This is a genomic window from Yersinia enterocolitica (assembly GCA_002082245.2).
Classification (GTDB): Bacteria; Pseudomonadota; Gammaproteobacteria; order Enterobacterales; family Enterobacteriaceae; genus Yersinia; species Yersinia enterocolitica_E.
Genome location: NBTC02000001.1, coordinates 144926 through 160684, shown reverse-complemented (window position 1 = coordinate 160684; position 15759 = coordinate 144926). Strand labels below are relative to the sequence as shown.

Here is a 15759-nt window from a genome sequence, read left to right as displayed (position 1 = left end):
TTTTACTGAGACGAGCCCGATTTATTTTCTGGCGGGGGCACCCAGCGAGACAGGTCGTGACCGTGCATTTTTTGCCAGTCAATCCCCGTGATCAGCCATTCAAACTGGTCTGGGGTCAAAGACCACGCGATGTCGTTTGCTCGGGGCCAGATGAAGTGCCCCTGGTGCAGGCGCCGGGCACAGAGCCAGACCCCGTGCTTATCCCAGCGCAGCACCTTGATGCGCGTTTTCGGTTTGTTGGCAAAGACGAAGGCGGCCCCTTCGTGCCAGGATGGTTCTGTCGCATTAAGGCGTCGTCAGGTAACATGCTGTTTTTTTACGATGTTGCCTGCCCATGTCTCTCATCCGAAAAGCCTTCCGTCGCCTGCATTACCCCACTGATGTTATCGCTCAGTGTGTTCGCTGGTATCTCGCTTATGCCCTGAGCCTGCGTAACCTCGAAGAGATGATGGCAGAGCGCGGTATTCTTGTTGACCACTCCACTCTGCATCGTTGGGTTATCCGCTTGGTACCGTTGTTAGATAAGGTTTTTCGCCGACACAAGCACACAGTAGGTCGGCGGTGGCGCATGGATGAAACCTACATCAAAATCAAAGGCCAGTGGAAGTATCTGTATCGGGCGGTCGATACAGCAGGTCACACCATCGACTTTTTGCTGACCGCCAAACGGGACTCTGCAGCCGCATTACGCTTCTTTCGCAAGGCTATTCGCCATCACGGCGAACCCGAGGTTGTCACTATCGATAAAAGTGGGGCTAACACCGCAGCTTTGGCCACGCTCAACGCCGACAAACCCGATGAGGAAGCGATTACCGTCAGGCAAAGTAAGTACCTGAACAACCTGATTGAGCAAGATCACCGAAATATCAAACGTCGGAGTCGACCGATGCTGGGATTCAAATCGTTTCGGCGGGCACAAACGATCCTGGCCGGCATCGAACTGAGCAACATGATACGAAAAGGGCAATATCAACATCCGCAAAGTGAGGGATTGTCACTCGCGGAACAATTCTATTTGCTGGCTGCCTAAATAACCGACAACGCAACTTTGGCCAACTTCATGTCACTAATGCGACAAAGCCGCGGGGATCATACTGAATAGCGCCCTACGCCCTGTGGGTGCAGGTAATCCAAACTCGGTGAGTAATCCCCTGAACTGATTGATGGTTGCCGTTCTTTGGCCTATCAGCATTTCACGAACTCTGTGAAGACTCAGTACAGCTTGCTGCTCGACTGTTTTGACGGGAACAAAATTCATATCAGGACGCAGTGCAGCTTCGCAGATTGCCCGTGCGTCATTACGATCATTTTTGTTGGATTTGACAAATGGCTTGACGAACTGCGGAGATATCAGACGAGCCTCATGGCCCAGTGATGTACAAAGCCGTCCCCAGTAGTGGGCACTTGCACAAGCCTCCATTGCGACGATTACCGGTTCACTGCGGTATAAATACTCGGCAAGTTTCAGGCGTGACAGCTTAGTCACTTTCATCTGTTTACCTTTGTCATCAACTGCATGTAGATGAAATACGTTCTTAGCCAGGTCGATACCAATCAGGGTTATATTGCTCATAGCTATCTCCTTCATTTTACGGTTGCCGACTATGCTATATTCCTCCGTTATACGCTGAATCCTCGTTAAGGGGGAGGCGTCCATTCCATTGACCGCCACTGGAAGAAATAATGCCGTTTCTGGAAAATCTAAGCGATGAACATGGGATCGAGCCGATATGTCATGAACTGGACATAGCCCCGTCAACGTATTACTGGCATCAACAACGTCGGCAACATCCTGAGCATCGCAGTCACCGGGACAAGAGTGATGGTCAGCTTATGCCGGAAATACAGCGTGTTTTTGAAGAAAACTACCGTGTTTACGGGTACCGTAAAGTCTGGCAACAGTTAAAACGCGAAGGGTTCCACGTGGCCAGATGTACAGTGGTGCGCCTGATGAAAAAGCTGAAAATAAAGGGGGTAATACGTGGCATAGGTGTTAAGACGACGCGCAGCAACAAAGCCACTGAGACCCCACGCGATTTGGTAAACCGTCAATTCGTGGCGGAACGCCCGAACCAGCTGTGGGTAGCAGATTTTACCTACGTCAGCACCTGGCAGGGCTTCGCGTATGTGGCGTTCATTATCGATGTGTTTGCCGGGGTTATCGTAGGTTGGCGAACCTCATCAACGATGGAAACGACCTTCGTGCTGGATGCGCTGGAGCAGGCTCTATGGTTCAGACGGCCTTCGGGCACCATCCATCACAGTGATAAAGGTTCCCAGTATGTGTCGCTGGCGTACACGCAACGGCTGAAAGATGCTGAGTTGTTGGCGTCGACGGGCAGTACGGGTGATTCTTACGACAACGCGCTGGCTGAAAGCGTTAACGGTCTGTACAAGGCTGAAGTGATCCACCGAAAAAGTTGGAAAACGCGTCAGGATGTAGAGCTGGCGACGCTGGAATGGGTGGACTGGTTTAACAATCGCAGACTGTTGGAACGCCTGGGCCATATCCCGCCGATGGAAGCAGAAAAAGGCTACTATGCTTCACATGCTGGCAAAGATCTGGCCGCGTGAACAACGGGTTCAAAAACTCTCCAAGAAAACCGGGGCGGTTCAATCCTGTCACGTTGGGCATTATCCACCGCGCGGGTGAGCCAGTTACGTGCCGTGTCATCGGTGATCGGCCACAACGGTTCATGCCGTTTGGGTTTGAAGGTGGCCAGGTATTCCCGCAAGCGCAGCGTATAGGTCTGGTCCGATAACGGAATAGCCCGATCAAATCCCTGAACTTGCTCCACTTTTGTGGGCCGGCCCGGTTTACGCCGGCGCTGCTTGAGTGTTCGCAGCACAATAAAAGGACGGCCACCCTCCAGTTCAATGTCAGCTGGGGTGATGGACAGGGCTTCATTAATACGGGCCCCAGTATTCCACAGCGTCTCCATCAATAACCGCTGATGCAGGTCGGCAAAATACCCGAGCAGCACCGCCACTTCTGGGGCTAACAGGTATGCCGGCGTGCCAAGATTGGCCCGGAGCGCCATGTTGCGCAGTTCGGCCTCGCCCTGCCAGTCAAAATAGTTGCCGATCGCGCTACGCGAAAAGTTTTCCGTATCAAGGGGTATAAAGGCTCACGTTTTCAATCTCCGCGATCGTCGGGTTGATGACCCGTCATGTGACAACGTGCCCTCGATATTGCCAGGTGTCATCACCATTGTGCCGTAAAAGTCACGAGCAGCCGAGCGCAATAATTCCCTGATCGGATCTGGGATCATTCGGTTATTTTTCTATAATGGATTAAATACCGAGTAAAGAAAACAAAAAAAGGGTCACAACAGACGCCCATCATGCCGTGACCCTGTGCCTTTGGCACACTATAGTGTATTAATTATATGTTAAAAACACAAGATATAGCCTTATCCACAGAAACGGTGGATAACTTGGGGAGGATTCGGGGCTTTACCTCAAAAACCGAAAAGGATCCCAAAGGAACAGAAAGACAGGAATTAATGTGAAGGTGACCTTAAATCCCTAGGATCAAGAAATCAATCGCTGCCACCAGTTCGTCACGTAAATGGTGTGCATCTATAATCAGAGAATCTGAACTGAGGTTTTTAGCATCTGTCGTGGTCAGTAAACTTGTCATGACCACATAGTCTGCCTGATCTACTGTCAATACAGGTGACAACACCTTCACTTGTGAGTTTGTTCGTTGCTTACGGGCCAAAGGAATGACCAGTCGGGTACTGAGATAGTTTAGAAAATCAGATTGAATATCAATAAAGTAGGGATATGTTTGATTATTTCTGGCCGTGTTTTTGTAGACAAAAAATTGCGCCATTACAATACCCCAAATTCATTGTCGTCAGAGAACAACCCATTTTCGTCCACAAAACCATTTAGTGCCTCAAGACCCGCACGATTGTCAGCCAGCCAGCGGTCCCGTTGATGTTCCTTAACAGCCAACTCAAGTGCCTGATTCAACGTTGCCGACAAATTCAGGTCAAGCGCTTTGGCCTGCTCAATTAAATCAGCGTTTAAATACACGTTTGTATTACGTTTTTTACCAACAGTACTCGTTCTCATCACCGACTCCAGCCAAAGATTATGCGCATAATTATAGCGCATATCTTTGTCACTATCTAATCTTGGATAATTTGGGGCTTTAACGCAAAAACCAAAAGGATCTTAATCGGTACTCAATGAGTCCTAATGTTACCAGAAGGGGGAGTTCAGCACATGAACTTTCAAACTAAGTGAGGATAGTGAGGAAGGATTGAGAAATCGAAATTTTTTTCATTTACCAAATAGTCTTGTACGTTTCATTCAATAATCCTCCGTTTAACATGGGTGTTGCAGCGATCAATTGAATCTAACAGCCACATATTTTGCAAGAATGTCAGGCTAAAATCCGCCTTCATTAAGTCCTTTTATATTGCACGTCCATTGTATCTGGTTCTTGGTCTCTGAACCGCCCCGGTTTTCTTGGAGAGTTTTTGAACCCGTTGTTCACGCGGCCAGATCTTTGCCAGCATGTGAAGCATAGTAGCCTTTTTCTGCTTCCATCGGCGGGATATGGCCCAGGCGTTCCAACAGTCTGCGATTGTTAAACCAGTCCACCCATTCCAGCGTCGCCAGCTCTACATCCTGACGCGTTTTCCAACTTTTTCGGTGGATCACTTCAGCCTTGTACAGACCGTTAACGCTTTCAGCCAGCGCGTTGTCGTAAGAATCACCCGTACTGCCCGTCGACGCCAACAACTCAGCATCTTTCAGCCGTTGCGTGTACGCCAGCGACACATACTGGGAACCTTTATCACTGTGATGGATGGTGCCCGAAGGCCGTCTGAACCATAGAGCCTGCTCCAGCGCATCCAGCACGAAGGTCGTTTCCATCGTTGATGAGGTTCGCCAACCTACGATAACCCCGGCAAACACATCGATAATGAACGCCACATACGCGAAGCCCTGCCAGGTGCTGACGTAGGTAAAATCTGCTACCCACAGCTGGTTCGGGCGTTCCGCCACGAATTGACGGTTTACCAAATCGCGTGGGGTCTCAGTGGCTTTGTTGCTGCGCGTCGTCTTAACACCTATGCCACGTATTACCCCCTTTATTTTCAGCTTTTTCATCAGGCGCACCACTGTACATCTGGCCACGTGGAACCCTTCGCGTTTTAACTGTTGCCAGACTTTACGGTACCCGTAAACACGGTAGTTTTCTTCAAAAACACGCTGTATTTCCGGCATAAGCTGACCATCACTCTTGTCCCGGTGACTGCGATGCTCAGGATGTTGCCGACGTTGTTGATGCCAGTAATACGTTGACGGGGCTATGTCCAGTTCATGACATATCGGCTCGATCCCATGTTCATCGCTTAGATTTTCCAGAAACGGCATTATTTCTTCCAGTGGCGGTCAATGGAATGGACGCCTCCCCCTTAACGAGGATTCAGCGTATAACGGAGGAATATAGCATAGTCGGCAACCGTAAAATGAAGGAGATAGCTATGAGCAATATAACCCTGATTGGTATCGACCTGGCTAAGAACGTATTTCATCTACATGCAGTTGATGACAAAGGTAAACAGATGAAAGTGACTAAGCTGTCACGCCTGAAACTTGCCGAGTATTTATACCGCAGTGAACCGGTAATCGTCGCAATGGAGGCTTGTGCAAGTGCCCACTACTGGGGACGGCTTTGTACATCACTGGGCCATGAGGCTCGTCTGATATCTCCGCAGTTCGTCAAGCCATTTGTCAAATCCAACAAAAATGATCGTAATGACGCACGGGCAATCTGCGAAGCTGCACTGCGTCCTGATATGAATTTTGTTCCCGTCAAAACAGTCGAGCAGCAAGCTGTACTGAGTCTTCACAGAGTTCGTGAAATGCTGATAGGCCAAAGAACGGCAACCATCAATCAGTTCAGGGGATTACTCACCGAGTTTGGATTACCTGCACCCACAGGGCGTAGGGCGCTATTCAGTATGATCCCCGCTATGATTGAAGATCTCCGAAAAATTTCACCCGCATTTCTCATTACTTGCATTAGTCAACAATGGGAACATCTCAGACAACTGGAACAACATATCAACGAAGTCACTCATCAGATTGAAATGCATGCCCGCCAGTCTGATATTGCACGCCGCTTGCAAACAATTCCAGGTATTGGCCCAATCACAGCTTCAGCACTGGATGCCTACGTTGGTAAGGCCACTCAGTTCAGAACAGGGCGACAACTGGCCGCCTGGTTGGGGTTGGTGCCCCGACAGCATTCAACAGGAGGGAAATCTGTGTTGTTGGGGACCAGCAAGCGCGGAAACAGTTATTTGCGCCAGCTGTTTGTTCATGGAGCCAGAGCAGTTGTATCTGTAGTATGCCGTTCTCCCGATGCGAGCAAGCAGGACAAAACTATTACGGGTTGGCTGACCAGAAAGCATATGAATGTAGCCGTAGTGGCTATGGCAAACCGAAATGCACGCATTGCCTGGGCCGTCATAGCCCACGAGCGTAGCTTCGACAATAATTATCGGGAACAACTGACCAACCAGTTACTCCCGGGCTGACAGAAAATATTTGATGTGTTCCTTTCCTGATTGCTACAGGTGATTTATTGACGTGATGGCGTAGACAGGTCAGACCGGTGTTGGCAAAACCCGTGGAGCTCGATAGTCAGAATTTATTGAATTAAGACTGAGCGGTCGTTTGGGAGCCAACAAGCAGATTCCATTATGGGCAGCGTATAGTCAAATAAACGCACAAACAGCCCGAATATACGACTGCGATCTTCACCTTCTGCATCAAAACAAAAAAATCACTTGGCAAAAAGGAGGCGTCCATATACGAGCTCCGCCTGGGCAAAATACGCTGAAGCCTGACGCAAGATATCGTTGCTGCGGCGCAGTTCACGGTTCTCGCGCTCTAACTCTTTTAGGCGCAGGCGTTCATTGGTTGTTAGAGCCGTTGTTGGTGAAGGGGTATGTTGTTCATGCTGACGCATCCAGGCGCGCAAAGTGTCAGCATGACAACCGATTTTCGGGGCAATCGCTCTGACAGCGTCAAGCTCCGTCGAATACTCGCCGCGGTGATCCAAAACCAATCTCACTGCCCGTTCGCGTAATTCAGGTGAATAACGATTTGATGACATTTGAGTTTCCTTTTAACGACTAGTTTAGTCTCCAGGATCCCCGGGGCGGTTCATACCGTGTTTGTCGATGTAGCGTCGCGTGGCTTCAAAATAAGAGAACGTGGACTCTGATTGGACGAACAGAAGCTCCATAATTTTGCTGGTTGCATCATCAACATAGACCAGAGCGGTACAGGCCGGGCCACGATCTTCGAACCACTCATGATCGCAGCCATCTATTTGTATCAGCTCACCAGTACACGGGCGCCGGTAACGGGGTTGATGGATCCTGGCTGCCCGTTGTTTACGGGGAACCCAGAGACCCGCACGCGTCATAATGCGCCTCACGGTCTCTTTACCGAGGATCAGACCGTGGAGCTCTGCGAGTTTTTCCTGCGCGAGTGTCGGACCGAAATCGGCATAGCGCGTTCTGATAAGTTCCAGAGCCTGATCGGCAAGCCCGGGCATAAGTTGCCGGTTACCCCGCATGCCACGTCGCCGGTTGGCCATACCGAGCGGACCTTCTTCACGGTAACGCACCAGAAGCCGGCGGCATTGTCTGTCGCTGATCCCAAGGTGTTCAGCTGCGCGGTGCGTGGTCATCCGGCGCTCGATGACATCCTGGATAATTTTGACGCGGTTGATCTCTTTCAAGGTAAACATTCCTGAGCTTTCTGCGCACATGGCAATCTCCGGTAGTTTTTACTGATGAAAAACGACTCCGTGAGACTCACCATATCGCGGTCACGTGAATTGAGCTACAGGCGGACACTACTATTGAGCTACTACAACCTTTGTCTATCCCAGTTTAAAATGTCACCCTGATTTCCCATTTTTGAATGTCACTTTTTATCCAAATTCTGAAGAGAAAAGGGCAGTCAGGTCATCTTTTCAGACTGGGTTTGAACAGGGGCGGGTCGGCAAGTACCGGGTTCATTGCCCTCAGTTGTTCCTGAACCTGAGCACGCCTTTTAGGCATATGTTGGCTGCGATTTCTTTTCCCCGCTGTCTCGAGTTCGTCCTGCTTTTCCTGCGCTAATTTCAGAACTGCCCCCAGTCGCTTGTTGTCCACAATGCGGCCCTGATCGATACAGGCCAGCTTGTCGAATACCTGATACTTCAGCGTTCTGTTGCCATAGCGGAACGCCAGCGTGCCGTCCGGATAGTCAAAAGCCAGGATTTTCTCACCCGCAATATGCGCATTTTCCCCCGAGGGTTCAACAAGATAAAGCATCTTATCATATTGAAAGGTCAACGATTTTGAGAGCGTACGCAGCGTCTGCCAGGCAAAAATATCATCCAGCTCTGAGCGGTTCTCGCTGACAGGTCGATGGAGGTCTTTCGGGTAGGTTGCGGGTCTGGCGAATCGACGATTAAAGTCGCGAATAAAAACGTCCAGCCACGCATTGGCCGCGTCAATGCCACTGATGTTTTCCAGCCGCATCTCCTTAATCAGCCGATCCTGCAGCGTCAGGTTGGCACGCTCGACGCGCCCCTTAGCCTGGCTGCTGTTAGCACATATCAGTTCAATATTGAGATCATGCAACGCACGTCCGAACTGAGTCATGCCGGTCCGACGAGTCTCAGCCTGGCTGACTCTGAACACAGCATGCTTGTCGCTATAAAACGCCACCGGCTTGCCGTGTTTATCCACGTACTCGCGCGTTGCCAGCATGTAGTCGAAGGCTGATTCGCTCTGACAAAATCGCAGATGCATCAGGCGACCGGTGGCATCATCGATGTAAACCAACAGGCAGCACTTGGAGGCACGTCCTTCAAACCAGTCGTGGTGTGAACCGTCGATTTGAATGAGTTCACCCAAACAGTCGCGTCGATAACGGGGCTGATAAACTCGCGGTCGCCGATGGGCATGCGGCACCCAGAGACCGTCGGCAGTCATCCAGCAGCGCAACGTCTCGACAGAAACGGAAATCCCATGGCGCTCCTGAAGCTTTTCTGCGGCAAGTGTGGGCCCGAAACCGACGTAATTTTCACGTAGCAGCGTCAGTATCCGATGGCGCAGTGCAATATCAATGCGATGAGTTCCGGGCAAACCGCGACGGCTGTTCGTCAGCCCGGCAGCACCGGATTCCCTGAAGCGGTTCATCAGACGTTGTACCTGACGTTCTGTGAGATCCAACTGAGAGGCGGCATCACGGCGACGCAGGCGCTTTTCAACAACGGCCTGGATCACCGGCAAGCGGTGAAGTTCTTTATTGGACATGGTTACCAGCATCAGAAGAGATCTCCCAGAAAGGTGGAAAATGCGCCGTATCTGGGTGACATTATAAACTAGCTAAAAAGTGACATTATCAAATGGGACTTACAACCTTGGTGCGCATAATCATGATTATGTTAAATGAAAATTATTCATAAAAACAATACGCGCTAAGGGTTAAAATAAATCCCGCCCGTAATCCATTATGCTGAGTCTAGTTCCCTATGATCCATATTTTAACTACAAATAGCAAAAACTACAAATTAAAGCCCCTTCCCTCATTTTTGACCGGTGACGCTACGTGAAATCTGTAGAACTCACTGCATGATTACACCCGTCAGATTTCACCTGTGAGTTCAACTGGTCGATGGTAATAGTACGGTCAGGACAAGATCGCAGTTTTTAATGAACTAAATGCCCCCCGTGGGATCATACCATTATCTTAATAATCAGAGAGATAATGCCAATGTGTTTCATTGACCACTTTTCAACGCTGGATGACCCTCGTCGCAATATCAACGTGAAATACGATTTCCTCGATATCATATTCCTGACGGTTTGCGCTGTCGTATCAGGAGCCGCAGGATGGAAAGATATCAAAGATTTCGGAGACGAAAACGACACCATCATCAATAGTGGTGGACAGATGGATGTCGTTGGTAGTCGTAGTGTTGCCAACGGCACCACCATCAATAGTGGTGGACTGATGGAGGTCCGCGGCGGTACCGTCAACAACACCACCGTTAATGATGACGGGGTTTTATTGGTGAACGGCGTAAGCGGTCTATTGACCGGTCAGACGGTGGTGAATGGTACCGGTGACATTCAATTTTATGGTGACACAGCAGAGGCCTTGCAAAACCAGGGCGAGCTGGTCTTCCAGCGCAGTAATACTACGGTGAACTCACATTCCAATTAATTTTCGTCCAGGTAACATGCCGTTATGTTCATCAGACGGAGAAGTAAAATGCCTAAACACTATACCCCTGAGTGTAAAATACACCACCTTGAGGCATGGCGGGCCAGCGGGCTGACTCGCCGTCAGTACTGTCAATCTCAGGGGATCAGTGAGGGGACCTTCAAGCACTGGCCTTCCCAAACAAAAAATAAATATAATCCCTCTCCCGGACTGCCCTCCGTCCTCCCGGTTCAGATAGCACGACCTTTACCGATTGATTCGTTGACCGACCCGGTCATGCTTTACCTCCCCGGGGGCTGCAGAGTGGCCTGCCAACCCGCTCAACTGGGTGATATCTTCAAGGCCCTCAACTATGCTCAAGCCTGAACACCTGTTCCTGGCCGTCAAACCCGTCGATATGCGCCGCGGGATCGACACACTGACGCAATACGTCCAAGAGACCCTCAACGCATCCTGGCGGCTTTGTCGCATTAGTGACATGAAGTTGGCCAAAGTTGCGTTGTCGGTTATTTAGGCAGCCAGCAAATAGAATTGTTCCGCGAGTGACAATCCCTCACTTTGCGGATGTTGATATTGCCCTTTTCGTATCATGTTGCTCAGTTCGATGCCGGCCAGGATCGTTTGTGCCCGCCGAAACGATTTGAATCCCAGCATCGGTCGACTCCGACGTTTGATATTTCGGTGATCTTGCTCAATCAGGTTGTTCAGGTACTTACTTTGCCTGACGGTAATCGCTTCCTCATCGGGTTTGTCGGCGTTGAGCGTGGCCAAAGCTGCGGTGTTAGCCCCACTTTTATCGATAGTGACAACCTCGGGTTCGCCGTGATGGCGAATAGCCTTGCGAAAGAAGCGTAATGCGGCTGCAGAGTCCCGTTTGGCGGTCAGCAAAAAGTCGATGGTGTGACCTGCTGTATCGACCGCCCGATACAGATACTTCCACTGGCCTTTGATTTTGATGTAGGTTTCATCCATGCGCCACCGCCGACCTACTGTGTGCTTGTGTCGGCGAAAAACCTTATCTAACAACGGTACCAAGCGGATAACCCAACGATGCAGAGTGGAGTGGTCAACAAGAATACCGCGCTCTGCCATCATCTCTTCGAGGTTACGCAGGCTCAGGGCATAAGCGAGATACCAGCGAACACACTGAGCGATAACATCAGTGGGGTAATGCAGGCGACGGAAGGCTTTTCGGATGAGAGACATGGGCAGGCAACATCGTAAAAAAACAGCATGTTACCTGACGACGCCTTAATGCGACAGAACCACCCCGTCCCCCCCCCGTCGTTTTTCGATGTAGAACCGTTCTTTCTGAGTCAGATGTTTTCGCTGCATGCAACGGGAGCTCCAGTAGGGCCAGAACGGTGATTTTATCCGGGTCTGGCCAGTGGGTCACTTTGTTGCCTTTCGACTGGGAATGGGGCAGATAACCAAAATATCAAACGTCAGATACGACGGATACTGGGATTCAAATTCTTTCGGAGGGCACAGACCGTGGTGGCAGATATCGAACTGGTCTAGATGATACGCAAAGGACAACTTCATCGCCGTGCTGGTGATGGATTGTCACCAGCACAACAATTTTATTTGTTGGCCGCCGAAGAAACTGGGACCTTCTGTTTTTCGTCTTCTCTTCATTTTCATTAATGCGAGAAAGCCGTTTATCGCGCTAGTCATTCTATTGTAACATTTTTGGATGACGATAATTTAGCAGAAATTTTTCGCTATCCAGCCAGAGATATGCCGACAGTTCAACAGTATCAGGTTATCTTCGATATAACGAGCCTGCGTTTCTATCTCCTGTAGCTCACTGACCGAGTGACGAAAATCGAAGAAGTTGTCGCGAACTGAACAGATGTTTATTGCATTCTCATTAATAATCTGAGTTATAGCGTTGATATAAACACATTCCGTTTGCAATGGCGTTAGCTGTTTTTAACTTCAACAGATAGAGAACCACACTGTATGATGTGTGGCAGTTTACTTAGGCTTACTTACTTACCGTGTATATCGTGAGTGGAACTGCTGTGTTGGGTAGTAGCTGAATTTGATTGTACAGAATCAACGGAAGGGGGAGTTAGATTTGAACAAATCTGTTTAAAATTTGAAAGTAATTCTTTAAAGTTACCCACAAGTGTTTCATTCTTATAATCCCACCCTTCAGACAATAATAATTTGTCAAAACGGCCGAGCTCTTGGCCTTGGGGAGAAGAACTTTGGGATACATATTTGTGGGCAGTTTCTGAAAGAAAATGGAGAAAATTAGGTGTGAATAAGGTTGCAGGGCAGGTAAATATCGCATCTTGTGATGCGTTATCCCGAGATTCAAATTTAAATGATTTATTCTCCCCTTTAGAGTTGATAAAATCTATAGACTCCCCGGATTGAAAGCGTTTCATTTGCGACTCGTCGGTGAGGTTGTAAATACGATATTTTACCCCGTTCAACCTAAGAGTGAATGTAGACGGCGTTGTGTCTATCAGGTTTGGATTTTTGGCCATTTTTGATATAATTTGTTCCCCCAGGCTGTTGCCTATACTTGCTGTGGCACTTGTTGGGTTTGCCAGAAATGCTTCAACGGTTTTTTGAGTTTGACTACTGTTGATAGGCCCATTTTGAGTTGATTGGTATTTATTATCAATTCTGCGAGCCAGATGAGGGAGGCTTAAATCAATGTGTGACATAGAGACACCTCGATAGGCAGGTTATGCAAGTTCTGCCATGTGTTAATATGTATTTATCACTCTAATAAAAGAGTTAATTTTTCATCCAGACTACGGATTTTCAATATTCCACAATTGAATTTACGGGAAAAATAAAAACGTTATATAAAATTTCGCTCATTAGTTAACAGTGAGCGAAGGTGGGGGGGGAAGTTACCATCCTACTACCGGCCAAAAGACTTTCCACTGAAATATCTTCATTCAGTTCGTCCCAATGAATGCCTCGGGCGCTAAGCTTAAAGTGAGTGCGAGCTTCAGGGCTTGCATGCATAAGTTTGGGGAACCATGTTAGTGGTACGCCCAATGTGCGGGCATCGCTCAGCGTAACCCACATATTGTATTTATCGAATTTCACACTTTTAGCAGAAATACTCATTCCCTGCCTCCTCAAACAGATTTCAGGAACAACAACACTGTTGATAAGCCTGGGTTACAGTCTATTCATAGGCCACCATTTCATAATCGTCTATGAACACACAACAAGTCAAATTGTGTTTCGAATAAAAAAATCCCGGTCAGCCCTCTGTTGTGGCTGACCGAGAAAACCTGACAGATATTTATAGGAAAATGTCAGAAAGTTACAACTCACAGCATCATAAGCAGTATATCGTCCCAGCAAGAGCCGATACTCAAGACATATATTGCAATAATGATTTACCTCCGACAATCAGGTGAATACCGTATTTTAGGCTGTTTTTTTATTTATCTTATCCTTATAGATTCCTGCGGGGTTATTAGGTAATAACCCCGCAGGAAATAGATATCACCCTGCTTTCTCCTGGCAATTTGCTTCCGTTCCCGGTTTACTCGGCGATAAAATTCAGCCTTTTGTGGTATTTATTGATGTAAATCAGACCAATGCTGTAAGTATCCCGCTTAAATGCGTATTTCACTCTGAGCGATCACGGATTGGCATCGAAGTTCGAACAGTGTTTCTCGGTAAGTATCAAGGTAGTTGTCGCTTACATTTTGAATTTAGGCGACCTCTTTCTCTGGGTTTAAATAAACCTCATCAATTCACCCTGCAGTACCAGTCTGTGGCCGTTATGCATCAGCCTGTCCAGGATGGCGTCTGCCGTTGTCGGGGTCCCATCAGCCTTTGTCTCTTATCTACCGGGAACTGGTTCACCGCGATGGTGTTGCTTTGTCCGTACTATTTCCAGCAGATCGTTACATTGTGCGTTAGTCAGCGGTTCCAGACCCATATCGTCCAGGATAAGCACCTGCGTTTTCTGCAGCTGTTTCAGGTTCAGCCAACTGTCGGCACGCCTGCTCAACGCGCGTTGGCTAGCGGATTGGTGAATTTATATTCATTTGCGCTACCGTGATCGATTCAGGCGCCATTTTACAATTTAATACTTCGAGAGCTTCCAAGTTCTCTTCCTGCAATTTTATTGTTGCATGATGATGGGTTTGAACAGGAGCATTTATTGCGCGTCACTACAAGTAGACACGTAGTATGACTACACCTACAGTATGTATAGCAACATAAATACGAATAACGTTTCACGCGGTTTCCTAAGGTCATGGAATACCAGCAACCAGCAATTGATAACGTATTTTGTATTAAGAGGAGAAATAGCTATGCATAAAATCCTATTAGTTGATGATGACCGCGAATTGACGTCACTGTTGAAAGAGTTGCTGGAAATAGAAGGTTTTAATGTTGTTACTGCTTATAATGGAGAACAAGCATTAAACTTGTTGGACGGTTCTATCGATTTGTTATTACTTGATATTATGATGCCGAGTAAAAACGGAATCGAAACTCTGAAAGAGTTGCGTCAAAACTATCTAACTCCCGTCATTATGCTGACTGCCCGTGGCAGTGAGCTGGACAGGGTACTGGGCCTGGAGTTGGGTGCTGATGATTATCTGGCAAAACCGTTTAATGACCGTGAGCTGGTTGCCCGTATCCGTGCCATCTTACGTCGCTCCAACTGGAGTGAACAACAAAATGTCGATCAGGGAGCGCCAACACTGAAAGTTGATTGCCTACAATTGAATCCGGGGCGGCAGGAGGCCAGCTTTGAAGGGCAGTCTTTGGAACTGACAGGAACTGAATTCACTTTACTCTACCTGTTAGCCCAACATCTTGGTCAGATGGTATCGCGCGAGCATCTTAGTCAGGAAGTGCTGGGGAAACGGCTGACACCATTTGACCGCGCCATTGATATGCACATTTCAAATCTACGGCGTAAGTTACCAGACCGCAAAGATAATCTACCGTGGTTTAAGACCCTGCGTGGCCGTGGATATTTGATGGTATCTGAAACATGATTAACAGTTTTACAACGTAAATTTTTACAATTTTATAGTTTATCTTAGCGCATAGCGCAGATGCTGATAGGAGGCAGCTTGGAGATCGGAAATTATTGTACATTACCAAGCTGAGAGGGTTAGTCAACGCCTCAAGCGCTACCGACCGTGCTATCTGAACCGGAGGTACACAATGAGTATGCGTAAGCGATGAGATGGTCTTCCCGGGGGTGCGGATCTTTTCAAACTGATACCCAAATCCCTCTTTACCCGTAATAGACGCAAACATCTTTTTCTCCATGGGTCATTAACGTCAGTGAATACACTGGACAGTCAGTGTGATTGATTATTTCATATTTAATAAATGGCAAAATAATAATAAATTTTATTAAAATAACTTATTTAATTATCACTACATAAAAAATCACCCTAAGAACAGTCACTACTAGCAATTACCTAACCCGCCGTTTTCTCTGTTCCGACTTTTTCCCTATTTTCCTTTTTCGGAACCTTA

Annotated in this window: 13 protein-coding genes and 8 pseudogenes; 8 read left to right on the top strand and 13 right to left on the bottom strand. The window is 48.1% G+C overall.

Annotation, left to right across the window (positions count from 1 at the left end; translation table 11 throughout):
• Positions 1-2: 2 nt before the first annotated feature.
• Positions 3-272, bottom strand: a pseudogene (locus tag A6J66_000890) (IS66 family insertion sequence hypothetical protein).
• Positions 273-334: 62 nt separating this feature from the next.
• On the opposite strand from A6J66_000890, the gene A6J66_000885 reads away from it, so the two are divergent.
• A complete protein-coding gene (locus A6J66_000885) occupies positions 335-1030 on the top strand; it encodes a DDE domain-containing protein (protein PNM27258.1) in 696 nt (231 codons plus the stop codon).
• Positions 1031-1084: 54 nt separating this feature from the next.
• Here the strand turns inward: A6J66_000885 and A6J66_000880 are convergent.
• Positions 1085-1573 (bottom strand): annotated as a pseudogene (locus A6J66_000880) (IS110 family transposase).
• Positions 1574-1680: 107 nt separating this feature from the next.
• Between A6J66_000880 and A6J66_000875 the strand changes: the two are divergent.
• Positions 1681-2574: pseudogene (locus tag A6J66_000875) on the top strand (IS3 family transposase).
• Here A6J66_000875 and A6J66_000870 read toward each other — a convergent pair.
• From A6J66_000870 to A6J66_000855, 4 genes and pseudogenes are all read right to left on the bottom strand, one after another.
• On the bottom strand, positions 2538-3041 hold the full coding sequence (locus A6J66_000870; protein ID PNM27257.1) for a hypothetical protein: 504 nt from the start codon (positions 3039-3041) through the stop codon (positions 2538-2540). The pseudogene A6J66_000875 and the gene A6J66_000870 sit on opposite strands and share 37 nt — an antisense overlap.
• 479 nt (positions 3042-3520) lie before the next feature.
• The gene (locus A6J66_000865) at positions 3521-3838 is read right to left on the bottom strand and encodes a plasmid maintenance protein CcdB (GenBank protein ID PNM27256.1); all 318 of its coding nucleotides are present in this window, start codon (positions 3836-3838) and stop codon (positions 3521-3523) included.
• Positions 3838-4083, bottom strand: coding sequence for an acetoacetyl-CoA synthase (locus A6J66_000860; GenBank protein ID PNM27327.1), 246 nt, complete (start codon positions 4081-4083; stop codon positions 3838-3840). The genes A6J66_000865 and A6J66_000860 overlap by 1 nt, the downstream gene beginning before the upstream one ends.
• A gap of 423 nt (positions 4084-4506) precedes the next feature.
• A pseudogene (locus A6J66_000855) lies at positions 4507-5400 on the bottom strand (IS3 family transposase).
• A gap of 107 nt (positions 5401-5507) precedes the next feature.
• Between A6J66_000855 and A6J66_000850 the strand changes: the two are divergent.
• Positions 5508-6566 (top strand): IS110 family transposase, encoded by a 1059-nt coding sequence (locus A6J66_000850; GenBank protein PNM27255.1) that lies wholly within the window; start codon positions 5508-5510, stop codon positions 6564-6566.
• A 248-nt stretch (positions 6567-6814) separates the two neighbouring features.
• Here the strand turns inward: A6J66_000850 and A6J66_000845 are convergent, their stop codons facing one another.
• From A6J66_000845 to A6J66_000835, 3 genes and pseudogenes are all read right to left on the bottom strand, one after another.
• Entirely contained in the window at positions 6815-7147 is a 333-nt protein-coding gene (locus A6J66_000845; GenBank protein ID PNM27254.1) for a hypothetical protein, read from the bottom strand.
• 54 nt (positions 7148-7201) lie between these two features.
• Positions 7202-7810: pseudogene (locus A6J66_000840) on the bottom strand (ISNCY family transposase).
• Between the two features lie 199 nt (positions 7811-8009).
• Positions 8010-9350, bottom strand: coding sequence for an ISNCY family transposase (locus A6J66_000835; protein PNM27326.1), 1341 nt, complete (start codon positions 9348-9350; stop codon positions 8010-8012).
• A gap of 454 nt (positions 9351-9804) precedes the next feature.
• Here A6J66_000835 and A6J66_000830 point away from each other — a divergent pair, with 454 nt between their 5' ends.
• The 3 genes and pseudogenes from A6J66_000830 to A6J66_000820 all read left to right on the top strand — a co-directional run bounded on the left by A6J66_000830 (position 9805) and on the right by A6J66_000820 (position 10720).
• Positions 9805-10263 (top strand): hypothetical protein, encoded by a 459-nt coding sequence (locus A6J66_000830; protein PNM27253.1) that lies wholly within the window; start codon positions 9805-9807, stop codon positions 10261-10263.
• 48 nt (positions 10264-10311) lie between these two features.
• Complete coding sequence (locus tag A6J66_000825) at positions 10312-10629, top strand: IS66 family insertion sequence hypothetical protein (protein PNM27252.1); 318 nt, start codon at positions 10312-10314, stop codon at positions 10627-10629.
• Positions 10616-10720 (top strand): annotated as a pseudogene (locus A6J66_000820) (IS66 family insertion sequence hypothetical protein). The gene A6J66_000825 and the pseudogene A6J66_000820 overlap by 14 nt, the downstream one beginning before the upstream one ends.
• A gap of 53 nt (positions 10721-10773) precedes the next feature.
• Here A6J66_000820 and A6J66_000815 read toward each other — a convergent pair.
• A complete protein-coding gene (locus A6J66_000815; protein ID PNM27251.1) occupies positions 10774-11469 on the bottom strand; it encodes a DDE domain-containing protein in 696 nt (231 codons plus the stop codon).
• Positions 11470-11691: 222 nt separating this feature from the next.
• Here A6J66_000815 and A6J66_000810 point away from each other — a divergent pair.
• Positions 11692-11910 (top strand): annotated as a pseudogene (locus A6J66_000810) (hypothetical protein).
• A 347-nt stretch (positions 11911-12257) separates the two neighbouring features.
• On the opposite strand, the gene A6J66_000805 reads toward A6J66_000810, so the two are convergent.
• From A6J66_000805 to A6J66_000795, 3 genes and pseudogenes are all read right to left on the bottom strand, one after another.
• Positions 12258-12947 carry a hypothetical protein gene (locus tag A6J66_000805; protein ID PNM27250.1) on the bottom strand — a complete coding sequence of 230 codons (690 nt, stop codon included), beginning with the start codon at positions 12945-12947 and terminating at the stop codon, positions 12258-12260.
• Between the two features lie 163 nt (positions 12948-13110).
• On the bottom strand, positions 13111-13362 hold the full coding sequence (locus A6J66_000800; protein ID PNM27249.1) for a DUF2442 domain-containing protein: 252 nt from the start codon (positions 13360-13362) through the stop codon (positions 13111-13113).
• A 622-nt stretch (positions 13363-13984) separates the two neighbouring features.
• Positions 13985-14245: pseudogene (locus tag A6J66_000795) on the bottom strand (AAA family ATPase).
• A gap of 325 nt (positions 14246-14570) precedes the next feature.
• On the opposite strand from A6J66_000795, the gene A6J66_000790 reads away from it, so the two are divergent.
• Positions 14571-15266 carry a DNA-binding response regulator gene (locus A6J66_000790; GenBank protein ID PNM27248.1) on the top strand — a complete coding sequence of 232 codons (696 nt, stop codon included), beginning with the start codon at positions 14571-14573 and terminating at the stop codon, positions 15264-15266.
• Positions 15267-15759 lie beyond the last annotated feature (493 nt).

Excerpts from the sequence above, each read along its gene's own strand:
- A6J66_000835 (PNM27326.1), bottom strand. The coding sequence starts at position 9,350 with ATGTCCAATAAAGAACTTCACCGCTTGCCGGTGATCCAGGCCGTTGTT.
- A6J66_000800 (PNM27249.1), bottom strand. The coding sequence starts at position 13,362 with ATGAGTATTTCTGCTAAAAGTGTGAAATTCGATAAATACAATATGTGG.
- A6J66_000830 (PNM27253.1), top strand. The coding sequence starts at position 9,805 with ATGCCAATGTGTTTCATTGACCACTTTTCAACGCTGGATGACCCTCGT.
- A6J66_000805 (PNM27250.1), bottom strand. The coding sequence starts at position 12,947 with ATGTCACACATTGATTTAAGCCTCCCTCATCTGGCTCGCAGAATTGAT.
- A6J66_000825 (PNM27252.1), top strand. The coding sequence starts at position 10,312 with ATGCCTAAACACTATACCCCTGAGTGTAAAATACACCACCTTGAGGCA.
- A6J66_000860 (PNM27327.1), bottom strand. The coding sequence starts at position 4,083 with ATGAGAACGAGTACTGTTGGTAAAAAACGTAATACAAACGTGTATTTA.
- A6J66_000885 (PNM27258.1), top strand. The coding sequence starts at position 335 with ATGTCTCTCATCCGAAAAGCCTTCCGTCGCCTGCATTACCCCACTGAT.
- A6J66_000790 (PNM27248.1), top strand. The coding sequence starts at position 14,571 with ATGCATAAAATCCTATTAGTTGATGATGACCGCGAATTGACGTCACTG.
- A6J66_000870 (PNM27257.1), bottom strand. The coding sequence starts at position 3,041 with ATGGCGCTCCGGGCCAATCTTGGCACGCCGGCATACCTGTTAGCCCCA.
- A6J66_000845 (PNM27254.1), bottom strand. The coding sequence starts at position 7,147 with ATGTCATCAAATCGTTATTCACCTGAATTACGCGAACGGGCAGTGAGA.
- A6J66_000815 (PNM27251.1), bottom strand. The coding sequence starts at position 11,469 with ATGTCTCTCATCCGAAAAGCCTTCCGTCGCCTGCATTACCCCACTGAT.
- A6J66_000850 (PNM27255.1), top strand. The coding sequence starts at position 5,508 with ATGAGCAATATAACCCTGATTGGTATCGACCTGGCTAAGAACGTATTT.
- A6J66_000865 (PNM27256.1), bottom strand. The coding sequence starts at position 3,838 with ATGGCGCAATTTTTTGTCTACAAAAACACGGCCAGAAATAATCAAACA.